Source organism: Methylobacterium gregans, from assembly GCF_022179245.1.
GTDB classification, from domain to species: domain Bacteria; phylum Pseudomonadota; class Alphaproteobacteria; order Rhizobiales; family Beijerinckiaceae; genus Methylobacterium; species Methylobacterium gregans.
This window is the reverse complement of record NZ_BPQM01000041.1, coordinates 25,605-39,173: the sequence shown is the minus strand read 5'-3', so window position 1 is coordinate 39,173 and position 13,569 is coordinate 25,605. Positions and strand designations below refer to the sequence as shown.

General features: G+C 72.8%; 14 protein-coding genes. 11 read left to right on the top strand and 3 right to left on the bottom strand.

Features of this window, described 5'->3' with window-relative positions; translation table 11 throughout:
- Nucleotides 1-194: 194 nt before the first annotated feature.
- On the bottom strand, nt 195-878 hold the full coding sequence (locus tag MFF54_RS09655; protein WP_238302393.1) for an HAD family hydrolase: 684 nt from the start codon (nt 876-878) through the stop codon (nt 195-197).
- A 173-nt stretch (nt 879-1,051) separates the two neighbouring features.
- Between MFF54_RS09655 and MFF54_RS09650 the strand changes: the two genes are divergently transcribed.
- From MFF54_RS09650 to MFF54_RS09625, 6 genes are all read left to right on the top strand, one after another.
- Nucleotides 1,052-1,510 (top strand): hypothetical protein, encoded by a 459-nt coding sequence (locus tag MFF54_RS09650; protein WP_238302392.1) that lies wholly within the window; start codon nt 1,052-1,054, stop codon nt 1,508-1,510.
- 167 nt (nt 1,511-1,677) lie between these two features.
- On the top strand, nt 1,678-2,391 hold the full coding sequence (gene rpiA, locus MFF54_RS09645) for a ribose-5-phosphate isomerase RpiA (RefSeq protein ID WP_238302391.1): 714 nt from the start codon (nt 1,678-1,680) through the stop codon (nt 2,389-2,391).
- A 43-nt stretch (nt 2,392-2,434) separates the two neighbouring features.
- Nucleotides 2,435-2,980, top strand: coding sequence for a DUF2059 domain-containing protein (locus MFF54_RS09640; RefSeq protein ID WP_238302390.1), 546 nt, complete (start codon nt 2,435-2,437; stop codon nt 2,978-2,980).
- A gap of 78 nt (nt 2,981-3,058) precedes the next feature.
- Nucleotides 3,059-4,195: an O-antigen ligase family protein gene (locus tag MFF54_RS09635; RefSeq protein ID WP_238302457.1), complete on the top strand. Its 1,137-nt coding sequence runs from the start codon at nt 3,059-3,061 to the stop codon at nt 4,193-4,195.
- Nucleotides 4,192-5,574: a glutathione-disulfide reductase gene (gene gor / locus MFF54_RS09630; protein WP_238302389.1), complete on the top strand. Its 1,383-nt coding sequence runs from the start codon at nt 4,192-4,194 to the stop codon at nt 5,572-5,574. Before MFF54_RS09635 ends, gor begins: the two co-directional genes overlap by 4 nt.
- A gap of 53 nt (nt 5,575-5,627) precedes the next feature.
- Complete coding sequence (locus tag MFF54_RS09625; protein WP_238302388.1) at nt 5,628-5,951, top strand: RNA polymerase sigma factor region1.1 domain-containing protein; 324 nt, start codon at nt 5,628-5,630, stop codon at nt 5,949-5,951.
- A gap of 252 nt (nt 5,952-6,203) precedes the next feature.
- Here MFF54_RS09625 and MFF54_RS09620 read toward each other — a convergent pair whose 3' ends face one another.
- Complete coding sequence (locus tag MFF54_RS09620; RefSeq protein WP_238302387.1) at nt 6,204-6,944, bottom strand: sigma-70 family RNA polymerase sigma factor; 741 nt, start codon at nt 6,942-6,944, stop codon at nt 6,204-6,206.
- A gap of 459 nt (nt 6,945-7,403) precedes the next feature.
- Here MFF54_RS09620 and nadA point away from each other — a divergent pair, with 459 nt between their 5' ends.
- From nadA to MFF54_RS09600, 4 genes are all read left to right on the top strand, one after another.
- Nucleotides 7,404-8,438, top strand: a complete 1,035-nt coding sequence (gene nadA / locus MFF54_RS09615; protein WP_238302386.1) for a quinolinate synthase NadA — start codon at nt 7,404-7,406, stop codon at nt 8,436-8,438.
- Nucleotides 8,435-9,958, top strand: coding sequence for an L-aspartate oxidase (locus tag MFF54_RS09610; protein ID WP_238302385.1), 1,524 nt, complete (start codon nt 8,435-8,437; stop codon nt 9,956-9,958). The genes nadA and MFF54_RS09610 overlap by 4 nt, the downstream gene beginning before the upstream one ends.
- A complete protein-coding gene (gene nadC, locus MFF54_RS09605; protein ID WP_238302384.1) occupies nt 9,955-10,806 on the top strand; it encodes a carboxylating nicotinate-nucleotide diphosphorylase in 852 nt (283 codons plus the stop codon). Before MFF54_RS09610 ends, nadC begins: the two co-directional genes overlap by 4 nt.
- 379 nt (nt 10,807-11,185) lie before the next feature.
- On the top strand, nt 11,186-11,848 hold the full coding sequence (locus tag MFF54_RS09600; RefSeq protein ID WP_238302383.1) for a L,D-transpeptidase: 663 nt from the start codon (nt 11,186-11,188) through the stop codon (nt 11,846-11,848).
- Between the two features lie 126 nt (nt 11,849-11,974).
- On the opposite strand, the gene MFF54_RS09595 is transcribed toward MFF54_RS09600, so the two are convergent.
- Nucleotides 11,975-12,409, bottom strand: coding sequence for a gamma-butyrobetaine hydroxylase family protein (locus tag MFF54_RS09595; RefSeq protein WP_238302382.1), 435 nt, complete (start codon nt 12,407-12,409; stop codon nt 11,975-11,977).
- Between the two features lie 128 nt (nt 12,410-12,537).
- Between MFF54_RS09595 and moaA the strand changes: the two genes are divergently transcribed.
- Nucleotides 12,538-13,566: a GTP 3',8-cyclase MoaA gene (moaA, locus tag MFF54_RS09590; RefSeq protein ID WP_238302381.1), complete on the top strand. Its 1,029-nt coding sequence runs from the start codon at nt 12,538-12,540 to the stop codon at nt 13,564-13,566.
- Nucleotides 13,567-13,569: the final 3 nt, after the last annotated feature.

Below are 13,569 nucleotides of genomic sequence, written 5' to 3'. Positions count from 1 at the left end.
CTGGTCTCCGTGAATACAACTGAAAATTGCCGAGTGCTGGATTTGCCCCGTTCCGGGCGGGCCGCGCCGGTCGCGGAGCCGCACGGGGGGCCCCCCGGGCGTTCCTGCTTGCGCGAGAAGCGCGGGATGGCGCGCTCCCGCGCGTCGTCCCCCGCGCAGCCCCGCCCGTCCGTCGATCCGGACGCGGATGCGCCTCAGGCCGCCTTGCGCGGCACCAGCGCCTCGACGGCCCCCACGAGCTCCGCGAAGTCCGAGATGACCCGGTCCGGCCCGAGCTGGTCGACCGGCGTGTCGGTGTAGCCGAAGGTGACGGCCACCACCGGCACGCCCGCGGCCTTGGCGGCGTCGATGTCGGCGCGCGAGTCGCCCACCATCACGGCGCGGGCGGGATCGCCCCCGGCGCGCGCGATGGTCTGCGTGATGTGGCGCGGGTCGGGCTTGTGGAACGGGAAGGTCTCGCGCCCGCAGATCGCCGCGAAGCGCCCCGCGATGCCGAGCTTTTCCAGGAGATCGACGGCGAGGCCCTCGACCTTGTTGGTGCACACCGCCAGCCGGAAGCCCTCCGCCTCCAGCCGGTCGAGCGCCTCGATGAGGCCCGGATAGAGGTAGGACTTCTCGCAGATGTGGCGGCCGTAATGCGCGATGAAGTCGAGGAAGAGCTGGTCGTGCCGCTCCGGCGTCAGCGTCGCCCCGGCCACCGCGAAGCCCCGCGCGATCAGCGCCTTGGCGCCCGCGCCGATCAGGTCGCGCGCCTCCGCCAGCGGCAGTTCCGGCAGACCCTCGCGCGTGAGGAGCGCGTTCAGCGTGCCGATGAGGTCGCCCGCCGTCTCGGCGAGGGTGCCGTCGAGGTCGAACACGGCGATCGGGGGGAGGGACATCGGTGCTCTCGGATTCGGCGGACCGCGCCCTCGCTAGCGGTGCGGCGCGGCGGGGGCAACCCGCGCTGACCGCGCGCAGGGCGTCCGCCCGCTCCCGCGCGCCGGCCCCCGCGCGCCCCACTCGTGCCCGAAATTCCGCCGACACGGGGGCTCCCCTCTCGAGATCCGGCCCCATGACCCGTCGCGTCCCGCTCGCCCTCCTCCTTCTCGGCCTCGCCACGACGGGGGCCTCGGCCGCCTCCTACGAGTTCGTGCCCGCACCCCAGGCCGACCTGAACCGGATGTACCGGGTCGACAAGGTGACGGGCGAGGTCACCTCCTGCCAGTACGGCCTTCAGGAGAGCGGCGGCGGCATCGGCCTCACCGTCTGCTTCGCGGCCGGCGAGGGCGCGGGGCCGCAGACGCCCTCCGAGTACGGGCTGGTGGCCACCCGCCACACCCGCGAGGCCGGCGTGTTCCGGGTCAATTACCGCACCGGCGAGATGAGCATCTGCTTCGTGCTGGTGAAGAAGGAGCAGGTGGTCTGCACCCAGCAGGCCAACCCGCCGGCCGAGGCCGCCGCCGAGGCGGCGCCCCCCGCCCCGGGCCGGGCGGGGGCGGGCGCCACGCCGGCGCAGGGAGGCCGTCCTTGAGGCTCGCCCTGACGAAGCCCCCGCACTCTCGCCCGACGGCCGTTCCGATCCCGGCGCGGCCGTGCTAGGGCCCGCCGAATTGGATCTCGCCAGGGATCTTGCCACGATCTTCGATCGCGCCAGGGATTGTCGCCGATGACCCGCCCCAGCCCCGCCGGAGCCTCCCGTTGAGCGGGCCCGACCTGCGCCGCGCCGCCGCCGCCCGCGCCCTCGACCTCGTCGAGCCGGGCATGAAGCTCGGGCTCGGCACCGGCTCCACGGCCGCGGCCTTCGTAACCCTCCTCGGCGCGCGGGTGCGCGACGGGCTCGACGTCGTCGGCGTGCCGACCTCCGAGGCCACCCGCATCCAGGCCGAGGCCGAGGGCATCCGCCTCGCCACCCTCGACGAGATGCCCCAGCTCGACCTGACGATCGACGGGGCCGACGAGGTCGACGGGCAGCTCCGCCTGATCAAGGGCGGCGGGGCGGCGCTCCTGCGCGAGAAGATCGTGGCGTTCGCCAGCACCCGCATGGTGGTGATCGCCGACGCGGCCAAGCGTGTCGCCACGCTCGGCGCCTTCCCGCTGCCGATCGAGGTGAACCCCTTCGGCCGCACCGCCACCCGCATCGCCGTCGAGGCCGCCATCGCCCGCGCGGGCTGCACCGGCGCGGTCCGGCCGCGCCTCGCCCCGGACGGCGCGCCCCTCGTCACCGATGGCGGCCACCACATCCTCGACGCCCATCTCGGCGCGATCCACGATCCCGAGGCGCTCTCGGCCGGGCTCTGGGCGGTGCCGGGCGTGGTCGAGCACGGGCTGTTCCTCGGGCTCGCCACCGCCGCGATCCTCGCCGAGGACCGGGCCGGACAGGCGCACGTCACCGTGCTGGGCCGGATCGGCTGAGCGCGCCCCCGCCCCGCATGCGACCCTCCACGGATAGGCTTCCATGACCCGCCGCCTCGCCGCCGCCCTGGCGATCCTCGCCGCCGCCCTGCCGGGCCTCGCCAGCGCCCAGGCGCCGAAGCCCGCCGCGAGGCCGGCCGCGCCCGCCGCCCAGCCCGCGCCCGCCGCGCCGAACGCGAACCACCTCGCGCTCGCCCGCGAGGTGATGCTCTCGTCGGGGATCGCCCGCTCGTTCGACTCGATCATCCCGGCCTTCGCCGACCAGATCCGCCAGCAGGCGGTGACCCGGCCGGAACTCGCCAAGGACCTCAACGAGGTCCTGGCGGCGCTCCAGCCCGAGATGGAGCTGCAGAAGCAGCGCATGGTCGACACCGCGGCCAAGATCTACGCCGACAAGCTCACCGAGGCGGAGCTGAAGGACATCGCGGCCTTCTTCCGCTCGCCCGCGGGCAAGCGCTACGTCGAGTCCCAGCCCGCCGTGCTCGACGAGATGGTCCAGGCCATGCAGAGCTGGACCCAGGAGGTCTCCGAATACGTGATGGTGCGGGTGCGCGCGGAGCTCGGCAAGCGCGGCCACCAGCTCCAGTAACCGGTGAGCCCGACCCATCCGGCGAGCGCGCGCCTCTACGGTGCGGGCGGCGCCGCGCTCGCCCTGGTGCCGCTGGCGATGGCGCTCGCCAACCGGTCTAGCCCGGCTCTCGTCGCGGTGGCGGCCCTGTGCTTCCTGGCCGGGCGGCTCGCCGAGGATGCTTTGGGGGCGGCCCGGGAACTCGCGGCGGCCCTCCGCGCGCCGCTCGGGCTCGTCGGGCTGGCGCTCATGGCCTGGGCGCTCGCCTCCTTCGCCTGGACGCCGTTCCCCGCCGTCTCACTCCGGGCGCTCTCCGAGTTCGCGCCGACGCTCCTCGCCGCTGTCCTGCTCGTCCGGCTCGCGCCGGGACGGATCCCGGCCTTCGCCGGCCCGCTCGCCTGCGCATCCGTCGTGCTGGCGGCGCTCGTCATGGCGGCGAGCCTCGCCACCGACCTCCGGGTGCAGGCCTGGCTCGGGCAGCGCGACGCCGCCTTCGTGTTCAACCGCCCGGCCATGACCCTGGTGCTGCTGACCGGGCCCGTCGCGCTGGTGCTGTGGCGGCGCGGGCGGCGCGTCCTCGCGGCTCTGGCGCTCGGCCTCGCGATGGTCGGCGCGCTCCGCTCGATCAGCGGCGCCGCCGCGATGGGGCTGATCGCCGGCCTCGCCATGGCGGCGCTCGCGGCGATCCTGCCCCGGCGGATCGCGGTCGGCATCGCCGGGCTCGGCCTCGGCCTCGCGGTGGCGCTCGCCCCCGTCGAGGGCGACCTGCTGGAGCGGCTGATGCCCGAGGCCGCCCACGCGCGGCTGGTCCAGTCCTCCTCCCGCGCCCGCGTCGCCATCGCGCGGAGCTTCGGCGCGGCGGTCGCCGCCGATCCGTGGCGCGGGGCGGGGTTCGGCGTGGCGCCACGCTTCGCCGAGACGCCGGTCGCCGCCCGCATCGATCCGGAGCTGCGGCCGATGCTGGCGGTCGGGCACCCGCACAACACGTTTCTCCAGGTCTGGGCGGAGCTCGGCCTGCCCGGCGCCGTGCTGCTGGCGCTCGCGCTCTTCCTGGGTCTGCGCCCGGTCGTGGGACTGCGCCGGCCCGAGGCGGTGGCCGCGCTCGGCCTCGCGGCGGCGGCGGCGGCGATCGCCTTCGTGGAGCACAATGCCTGGGCGGCGTGGTGGACGGCGTCGCTCGGCGCTGCCATCACGTGGCTGCGCGAGGCGACGAAACCCGAGAGCGGATCCGCATGAGCGACTTCGACTGCGACCTCTTCGTCATCGGCGGCGGCTCGGGCGGCGTGCGGGCGGCGCGGATCGCGGCCGGCTACGGTGCCCGGGTGCGGCTCGCCGAGGAGTACCGGGTCGGCGGCACATGCGTGATCCGCGGCTGCGTGCCGAAGAAGCTGATGGTCTATGCCGGCCGGTTCAGCGACGCCTTCGAGGACGCGGCGGGCTTCGGCTGGAGCGTCGGGCAGCCCCGCTTCGACTGGTCGGTTCTGAAGCAGCGCCGCGACGCCGAGGTGACGCGGCTGGAGGGCATCTACGACGCCAACCTGATCCGCGCCGGGGTCGAGATCCATCCTGAGCGCGCCGTGATCGAGGACCCGCACACGGTCCGGCTGGTCCAGTCCGACCGCCGCATCACCGCGGCCCACATCCTCGTGGCGGTGGGTGCCCATCCGGTGAAGGAGCCGGCGATCCCGGGGGGCGAGCTCGGCATCACCTCGAACGAGGTGTTCGAGCTGGAGAGCCTGCCCGAGCGCATCCTCGTCGTCGGCGGCGGCTACATCGCGGTGGAATTCGCGGGTGTCTTCGCAGGCCTCGGCTCCAAGACCACCCTGCTGCACCGGGGTGCGAAACTCTTGCGCGGCTTCGACGAGGAGGTGCGCGACGCGCTGGGCGAGGCCTACGCGCAGCGCATGGACCTGCGCCTCGGCCGCACCCTGCAGCGGTTGGAGCGGGCGGAGGGCGGCATCCGCGCCACCCTCGACGACGGAACGAGCCTCGTGGTCGATCAGGTGCTGGTCGCGACCGGCCGGCGCCCGAACGTCGCCGGGCTCGGGCTGGAGCGGGTCGGCATCGAACTGGACAGCGCCGGGGCGATCCCGGTCGATGCGTGGTCGCAGACCCGCGTGCCCTCGATCTACGCGGTTGGCGACGTCACCAACCGGGCGAACCTCACGCCGATCGCGATCCGCGAGGGCCACGCCTTCGCCGACACGGTGTTCGGGGGCAAGCCCGCGCAGGTCGATCACCGCCTGATCCCGACCGCGGTATTCTCCACGCCCGAGATCGGCGTGGTGGGCCACAACGAGGACACGGCGCGGGCCTGCTACGGCGCCATCGACGTCTACCGCGCGGCCTTCCGGCCGATGATGGCGACGCTGTCGGGCCGGCAGGAGCGGGTGCTGATGAAGGTGCTGGTCGAGCCGGAGAGCGACCGGGTGGTCGGCGTCCACGTCGTCGGGCACGACGCGGGCGAGATCATCCAGGCGGTCGGCATCGCGGTCACCATGGGGGCGACCAAGGCCGATTTCGACCGCACCGTGGCGGTCCACCCGACGGCTGCCGAGGAGCTCGTCACCATGCGGGTGCCGGCGGTGACGAAGCGCCCGGTCGGCGTCGGATAGCCGACGTCGCGGAGAGGACTCGACGCCGGGCGGCGGCGGTCTAGATCAGCCGCATGGGCAAGCGGCCGACCAAGAAGGACCAGCCGGATCGGGACGACGCGCACGCGCGTCGCCAGGCGATCATCGACGGCTTGCTCGAAGCGGCGCTCCGCCCGGCCTTCACCTACCGCTTGCCGAGCCTCGACGCGCTGCCCGCCGACATCCGCCGGGCGGTGGACGCGCTGCTGGCCAAGGCCGAGCGCCAGCGCAGCCGAGCCCTGACCTACGAGGATCTCGAGGAGGCGCTGCCCCCGCGCGACGTCTCGGCGGAGGACCTAGAGGCGATCTTCTGGATTCTGGCCGAGCACGGCATCGAGGTGGAGGACGGCGAGGGCTGAGGCGCCGCTTCGCGAGGCGACCGAGCCGGGGCCCTTCCGTCCATCCTCGGATGGCGCGGACCCGTGATGGCTCGTCGCGCGATGGTGCGGTCTCACCCGGAAGCCGCATGACACGGGCTCGGGACCGCGCGGATGTCCGGCCTCATGGGCTGCGGTGCGGCTCGTCTCGCCGCAGAGCAGTGGGAACGGCGTCACACCCGGAGCACCGGGGCGTCCGGACCGCCGGGCCTGCGCAGCGGTCCTACGCCCCGTTCAGATCTCTGCGGCGAGCCCTTCGTGCCCGAGGGCCGAGAGCGTGAGGTGATCGGCGCCGACCTCGGCGCCTGAGTAGCCCAGCATGTGCGCAAGCTGGTCCCGGGCGCGCCAGACGCGGCTCTTCACGGTGCCGATTCGGCACTTCAGGATCTCGGCCGCCTCCTCGTACGAGGCGTTCTCGACCGCGACCAGGATCAGCGCCTCGCGCATCACGGCCGGCAGGCGCTCCAGGGCCGCCTGCACGTCCTGAAGGTCGAGATGGCCGCCCTGCGCCGGGACGGTCGCGAGGCGGGCGGCGTGGTCGCCGTCCGTGTCCGAGACCTCGCGGGCCTGCTTGCGGTGGACGCTGTAGAAGGCGTTGCGCATGATCGTGAACAGCCACGCGCCGAGATTCGTGCCGGCCTTGAAGCTCCCCCGGCTGCGCCATGCCCGCAGCAGGGTATCCTGCACGAGGTCGTCCGCCGCGGTCGGATTGCGGGTCAGCGAGACCGCGAAGTTGTGCAGGCTCGGCACCGCCTCCAGCAGGCCGGCGCGGAAGGCCCGCTCGTCCGCGTCCTGCGCCTTGGCCAGGGCCGCGTCGAGCGTGGCGACGAGGTCCGCGATTCGGGCGGAGGGCGGTTCGAGCCGCAGGGCCGCGTAGGCTTCCTGAAGCTGCGTGCCGAGATGCTGGCGGATCCCCTCGGACAGGGCGGGCGCAGCGGCTACGGCTGTGTCTGTCAGACAGATCTTGCCGGACATCGGACCTCGTGCGCTGGAACGGTGATCGAGAAGCGGTGGCGCCGCTCCCTCGGTGATCGTCCTGTTGTCGCTCCATGCCGGAGGCGCTGCAGCAACATAGGTTACCGGTCCTGTCTCAAGATTTCCTGCAAATATTCGACCTATGCTGGAACTTTTGGGTATTTGCTTGCGCGCGGCCCGCAAGTGGCTCGCTTAACCCTTGTTTATGACGCCCGAATCAACGTGAACACGCTGCGCCGCAGCAACCCCGTGCAACTCGATGGGAGGGACCTCGGGCTGCTCGCGTCCGGGCTGCCGTGGCCGAGCTGCGGGGTGTCCGTGCGCGGATCGAGGCTCGCACCGCACCATAACAGTGCGTCGCAAAACCGTTATGCTCAGTCTCAGCATATCTGGACAGACGCGGCCGGCCCGCCTAAGTTAGGCGGCGCAATGCTCAAAATGAGCATAATGGAGGACGCCATGGCGGCGACCAGTCAACCTGTCTCCCGCGGCCCCGTTCCGGGCGGCTTGGCCCCGCAATCCCTGCCGCTTCCGGAGATCTTCGCCCGCGTCAGCCGGCACGTGCCGGCGATCGAGTGGCCGGCACTCGCCCCCGACATCGAGGCGATCCTGCGGCTCAAGCGCGAGAGGAACGCGGTGATCCTGGCCCACAACTACCAGGCGCCCGAGATCTTCCATACGGTCGCGGACATTGTGGGCGACAGCCTCGCGCTCGCCCGAGAGGCGGTGAGCGTCGATGCCGACGTGATCGTGCTGGCGGGCGTGCACTTCATGGCCGAGACGGCCAAGCTCCTGAACCCGGCCAAGACCGTGCTGATCCCCGACATGGGCGCCGGCTGCTCGCTCGCCGACTCGATCACGGCGGAGGACGTGCGCGGCCTGCGCGCCCGCTATCCGGGCGTGCCGATCGTGACCTACGTGAACACCTCGGCGGCGGTGAAGGCCGAGTCCGACCTCTGCTGCACCTCCGGCAACGCGGTTGAGGTCGTGCGCTCGCTGAACGCTCCGCGGGTGCTGATGATTCCCGACGAGTTCCTCGCCCAGAACGTCCAGGCCGAGGTGCCGGAGGTCGAGATCCTGACCTGGGCCGGGCATTGCGAGGTGCATGAGCGCTTCACGCCCGCCGACATCCGCGACGTGCGCGAGAGCTATCCGGGCGTCACGGTGATCGCGCATCCCGAATGTCCGCCGGACGTCGTGGCCGAGTCCGACTTCTCGGGCTCGACCGCCATGATGATGAACTTCGTCATCGAGAAGCGGCCGGCTCAGGTCGTGCTCGTCACCGAGTGCTCGATGGCCGACAACATCGCGGCGCAGAACCCCGACATCGAGTTCATCAAGCCCTGCAACATGTGCCCGCACATGAAGCGGATGAGCCTGAAGAACATCCGCCGCGCCCTTGAGACGATGACCCACGAGGTGACGGTCGATCCGGCCCTGGCCGAGCGGGCGCGGGCGGCGGTGGAGCGGATGCTGGCGGTGCGCGCCCGATGAACGCGCTCACCCGCAACCCAGCCGACCGCGTCGTCGTGGTCGGCGCGGGCGTGGCCGGCCTCGCGACGGCCCTGCGCCTCGCGCCGCGCCCCGTGACCCTCGTCAGCGCGAGCCCGCTCGGGCTCGGCACCGCCACCGGCTGGGCGCAGGGCGGCATCGCCGCCGCGATCGGCGCCGACGACGCGGCCGAACTCCATGCCGCCGACACGCTGGCGGCGGGCGCCGGCCTGAGCGAGCCCGAGGTCGCCGCGCGCGTCGCCGCCGAGGGCCCGCACCTGATCGACTGGCTGCGCGGCATCGGTGTCGCCTTCGATCGGGCCGAGGACGGGGCGCTCGCGCTCGGCCTCGAAGCGGCGCACGGGCGGCGACGTATCGTGCGGGCGGGCGGCGACGCCACGGGCGCCCGCGTGCTCGAAGGTCTGGTGCGCGCCGTCCAGGCCGCGCCCTCGGTCGAGGTCGTGGTCGCCACGGTCCGCGACCTTCTGCGCGACGCGGACGGCGCCGTCGCGGGCGTGGTCTGCGCGCGGGACGGCGTGCCCTTTCGCATCCCGGCCCGGGCCGTGGTGCTGGCCACCGGCGGGCTCGGCGCACTCTACGCCGCGACCACCAACCCGCGTGGCGCCACGGGCCGCGGCCTCGCGCTCGCCGCGCGGGCGGGCGCCGTGATGCGCGACATGGAATTCGTGCAGTTCCACCCGACCGCCATCGCGGCCGGCGCCGACCCGATGCCGCTCGCCACCGAGGCGCTGCGGGGGGAGGGCGCCCGGCTCGTGGACGAGCACGGCGAGCCGGTGATGGCCGGCGTCGCGGGCGGCGACCTCGCGCCCCGGGACGTGGTGGCGCGCGGCATCTTCGGGGCGCTGGCCCGGGGCCGCACCGTCCATCTCGACACGCGCGGGGCGCTGGGCAGCCGCATGGCGACGCGCTTCCCCACCGTGGCGGCGCTCTGCGCGGAGGCCGGCATCGACCCGGCCGTGCAGGCGATCCCCGTGCGCCCGGCGGCGCACTACCACATGGGCGGCGTGAAGGTGGACGCCCGCGGCGCCACCTCGGTGCCGGGGCTCTACGCCTGCGGCGAGGTGGCCTCCACGGGGCTGCACGGCGCGAATCGGCTCGCCAGCAACTCGCTCCTCGAAGGGCTCGCGTACGCGGGCTTCGTCGCGGACGGGCTCGACGCGGCGTCCGGCCCGGCCCTGCCCGAGGCGACGCCGCCGCGCGCGTCCGGCGACCTCGCCCCGATCCGCGCTCTGATGGAGGCCCGGGTCGGCGTGGTGCGGGACGAGGCCGGCCTGCGCGAGGCCGTCGCCCGCCTCGCGCCGCTGAGCCCGACCTGCGACGCTGCTCTCGTGGCGCTCCTCGTCGCCCACACGGCGCTCGGCCGGCGCGAGAGCCGCGGCGCGCACTGGCGCAGCGACTTCAGCGGGTCGGCGCCCGCCCGCCACAGCGAGATCACCCTCGGCACCGTGCTGGCCGAGATCGAACCGGCGGCCCGCGCGGCCGCGGAGGCCCTGGCCCGATGACCGACCTTGTCCCTCTCCCGCGGCTCCTCGTGGAGCCTGTCGTGCGCGCTGCCCTGCTGGAGGATCTCGGCCGGGCGGGCGACATCACCACGGACGCGATCGTGCCGCCCGAGGCCCGCCTCCAGGGCGTGATCGGCGCGCGCCAGAACGGCGTGATTGCGGGCGTGGACTGCGCCCGGATCGCATTTGAGCTGATCGACCCGGCGGTCTCCGTCACGGTCGAGCGGCCGGACGGCGCCCGCGTCGCGCCCGGCGACGTGGTGCTCCGCCTCGACGGCCCGGCGCGCGCCATCCTCACCGCCGAGCGCGTCGCCCTCAACCTGCTCTGCCGCCTCTCGGGGGTCGCCACCGCCACCGCCGGGCTGGTGGAGGCCGCGCGCCCGCACGGCAAGGCCGCCATCGTCTGCACCCGCAAGACCACGCCGGGCCTGCGCGCCCTGGAGAAGCACGCCGTGCGCGCCGGCGGCGGCTCGAACCACCGCTTCGGCCTCGACGACGCGGTGCTGATCAAGGACAACCACGTTGCGGTCGCGGGCGGCATCGTGCCGGCGATCGAGCGGGCGCGAGCGCGCGCCGGCCATCTCGTGAAGATCGAGGTCGAGGTCGACACGCTGGCCCAGCTCGAAGAGGCGCTCTCCGTCGGGGCCGACGCGGTGCTCCTCGACAACATGGATCCGGCGACGCTCGCCCGCGCTGTCGCGATGATCGACGGCCGGGCCCTCTCCGAGGCCTCGGGCCGCATCACCCGCGAGACGGTGGGCGCCGTGGCGGCCTCGGGCGTGGACCTGATCTCCTGCGGATGGATCACCCACAGCGCCGCGATCATCGATCTGGGCCTGGACGCCTGACCTGAGAAAGACGCGCGCGCCTCCGCGAGGACGGCCGCGGGAGGATCGCGCGCTTCTGAGGTGGCCCGCGGTCTCAGGGGACGGGCGCGATCACTCAACCGTGATTCGCCGTCCAGATCAGCCCTCTTCGCGCGATGATTGTATACATTATGCCGAGCCTGTCGCCTTTCGGGCGGGAGCGGCGCTTTATTCCCGTCTTACGGCTAAGCTGCCACAGTGTTGCCACGGGGTCACGAGCGCGGCGGAAGCGTGGCCGGGGCTGGTTTCAAGCTTGGCTTTGCGCGGGGGTCGTTTACCCGTTGGCGAGACGTCGCGCGCCATCGTGCATGCCGACACCTGTCGCGTCCCCGAACTTCCCGCCTGCCTTCGAGAGACCTCGATGCGTCGTTCCGCCACCGCCCTCGTCGGGCTCGCCTGCGCTGCTGCGGCCTGGGCATCGCCCGCGCTCGCCTACGAGATCGATCCGCTGACCCGTCAGCCCCTCGACAATGCCCTGACGGTGCGCGTGCGCCCGCAGGCCGTCGAGACCGTCGCCGTGCCGGTCGCCAACGCCTCGCTCAACTCGGCCGACCCGCTGGCCGCGACGGTGCCGCAGATGTCGGCGATCCCGCGTGAGACGGTCGCCTATAGCGGCCCCTACGGCGCCGGCACCATCGTGGTCTCGACTGCCGAGCGGCGGCTCTACTACGTGCTCGGCGGTGGTCAGGCCCTGCGCTACGGCGTAGGCGTCGGCCGTCCGGGCTTCACCTGGGGCGGCGTGCAGACCATCACGATGAAGCGCGAGTGGCCGGATTGGCGCCCGCCGGCCACCATGCTGCGCCGCCGGCCCGACCTGCCGCGCTACATGAAGGGCGGCCTCGAGAACCCGCTCGGCGCCCGCGCGATGTATCTCGGCGGCTCCATCTACCGCATCCACGGCTCGAACGAGCCGGAGACCATCGGCACCGCCGTCTCCTCCGGCTGCATCCGCATGACCAACGAGGACGTCACCGACCTCTACACCCGCGCCAAGGTCGGCACGAAGGTCATCGTCCAGCGCTGAGGCGCGGGCGAACCGTTGTTTTCGAGGGGGCCGGCAGAGATGCCGGCCCATTTCTTGTTCTCGTCCGGACGATGCTGGAACCCTCGCTGCGCGGGGGGAGGCCCTCGCGATTGAGCGGATGCGGTCTCAGTGGCAGCCGCAGGAGCCGCCGCCGCACCCGCCGCCCTGGGCGGCCTTCGCCTTGAGATCCGCCTGCCCGCGCGTGTCGCGGTCGAGACCGCGCTCGGCGAGTTCTTTCAGATAGCTCTGCCAGCGACTGCAATACTGCGCCCCCAACTCGTGGAGGTAGCCCCAGCCGTAGATGCCGGTGTCGTGCATGTCGTCGAAAGCGAGCTTCACCGCGTAGTTGCCGATCGGCTGCACCGACAGGATCTCCACGTTGCGCTTGCCGCCGATGATCTTGCGCTCGGCCGGCGAGTGGCCCTGCACCTCGGCGGACGGGCTCGAGACCCGCAGGTACTCGGCCGGCAGATCGAAGTGGCCGCCGTCGTCGAAGGCCAGTTTGAGGACGCGCCTGTCCGCGGACAGGCGGATCTCGGTCGGCCAGCGTTCCTCACTCACGCTCGAATCTCCCTGGAACGGTTCCGTGCCCACGCTTGCTCCGGGGCGCGCGTCCCCTCATATGCCAAGACATGCTAGGTTCGTCACGCGACGCCTCTTCCCTCCCGCAGCAGAGCACCGAGTCCCATATGTGGGGTCCGCGCACCGACACCGCAGCGCCCGTGATGCCGCTGATCGACCCGTTCCAGCGGGCGATCACCTATCTGCGCATCTCGGTGACGGATCGCTGCGATCTCCGCTGCGTCTACTGCATGGCGGAGGAGATGAACTTCCTGCCCAAGCGCGACCTGCTCACGCTGGAGGAGCTGGATCGGCTCTGCGGCGTGTTCATCGCGCGGGGCGTGCGCAAGCTCCGCATCACCGGCGGCGAACCGTTGGTCCGGCGCGACATCATGCACCTGTTCCGGCGGCTCTCGCGCCACCTCGATTCGGGGGCGCTGCAGGAGCTGACGCTGACCACCAACGGCACTCAGCTCGGCCGCTTCGCCGGTGAACTCGCCGATCTCGGCGTGCGCCGCGTGAACGTCTCGCTGGACACTCTCGACCCGGACAAGTTCCGGGCGATCACCCGGCGCGGCGACCTCAAGGTCGTGCTCGACGGGATCGCGGCCGCGCGCGACGCCGGCATCAAGGTGAAGATCAACGCGGTGGCGCTGAAGGGCGTCAACGAGCACGAGATCGCTGACATGATCGCCTGGGCCCACGGGCTCGGCATGGAGATGACCCTGATCGAGGTCATGCCGCTCGGCGAAGTCGAGGGCGACCGCACCGATCAGTTCCTGCCGCTCTCGGTGGCGCGGCAGCGCCTGGAGGAGCGCTGGACCTTGACCCCGCTGCCCGACCGCACCGGCGGCCCGGCCCGCTACGTCCGGGTCGAGGAGACGGGCGGCCGGCTCGGCTTCATCACGCCGCTGACGCACAATTTCTGCGAGAGCTGCAACCGGGTGCGCCTGACCTGCACCGGCAAACTCTACATGTGCCTCGGCCAGGAGGACGCGGCCGACCTGCGCGCGGCGCTCCGCGCCTCGTCCGACGACGCGCTCGTGACGCAGGCGGTGATCGACGCCATCGCCCGCAAGCCGAAGGGCCACGACTTCGTCATCGCGCGCCAGCGGCCCGCGGCGGTGCCGCGCCACATGAGCGTGACCGGAGGCTGAACC

Bases quoted from the DNA above. Each gene is read 5' to 3' on its own strand.
- MFF54_RS09650 (WP_238302392.1), top strand. From the start codon at position 1,052: ATGACCCGTCGCGTCCCGCTCGCCCTCCTCCTTCTCGGCCTCGCCACG.
- MFF54_RS09610 (WP_238302385.1), top strand. From the start codon at position 8,435: ATGAACGCGCTCACCCGCAACCCAGCCGACCGCGTCGTCGTGGTCGGC.
- nadA (WP_238302386.1), top strand. From the start codon at position 7,404: ATGGCGGCGACCAGTCAACCTGTCTCCCGCGGCCCCGTTCCGGGCGGC.
- MFF54_RS09655 (WP_238302393.1), bottom strand. From the start codon at position 878: ATGTCCCTCCCCCCGATCGCCGTGTTCGACCTCGACGGCACCCTCGCC.
- MFF54_RS09600 (WP_238302383.1), top strand. From the start codon at position 11,186: ATGCGTCGTTCCGCCACCGCCCTCGTCGGGCTCGCCTGCGCTGCTGCG.
- MFF54_RS09620 (WP_238302387.1), bottom strand. From the start codon at position 6,944: ATGTCCGGCAAGATCTGTCTGACAGACACAGCCGTAGCCGCTGCGCCC.
- gor (WP_238302389.1), top strand. From the start codon at position 4,192: ATGAGCGACTTCGACTGCGACCTCTTCGTCATCGGCGGCGGCTCGGGC.
- moaA (WP_238302381.1), top strand. From the start codon at position 12,538: ATGTGGGGTCCGCGCACCGACACCGCAGCGCCCGTGATGCCGCTGATC.
- MFF54_RS09640 (WP_238302390.1), top strand. From the start codon at position 2,435: ATGACCCGCCGCCTCGCCGCCGCCCTGGCGATCCTCGCCGCCGCCCTG.
- MFF54_RS09625 (WP_238302388.1), top strand. From the start codon at position 5,628: ATGGGCAAGCGGCCGACCAAGAAGGACCAGCCGGATCGGGACGACGCG.
- MFF54_RS09635 (WP_238302457.1), top strand. From the start codon at position 3,059: ATGGCGCTCGCCAACCGGTCTAGCCCGGCTCTCGTCGCGGTGGCGGCC.
- nadC (WP_238302384.1), top strand. From the start codon at position 9,955: ATGACCGACCTTGTCCCTCTCCCGCGGCTCCTCGTGGAGCCTGTCGTG.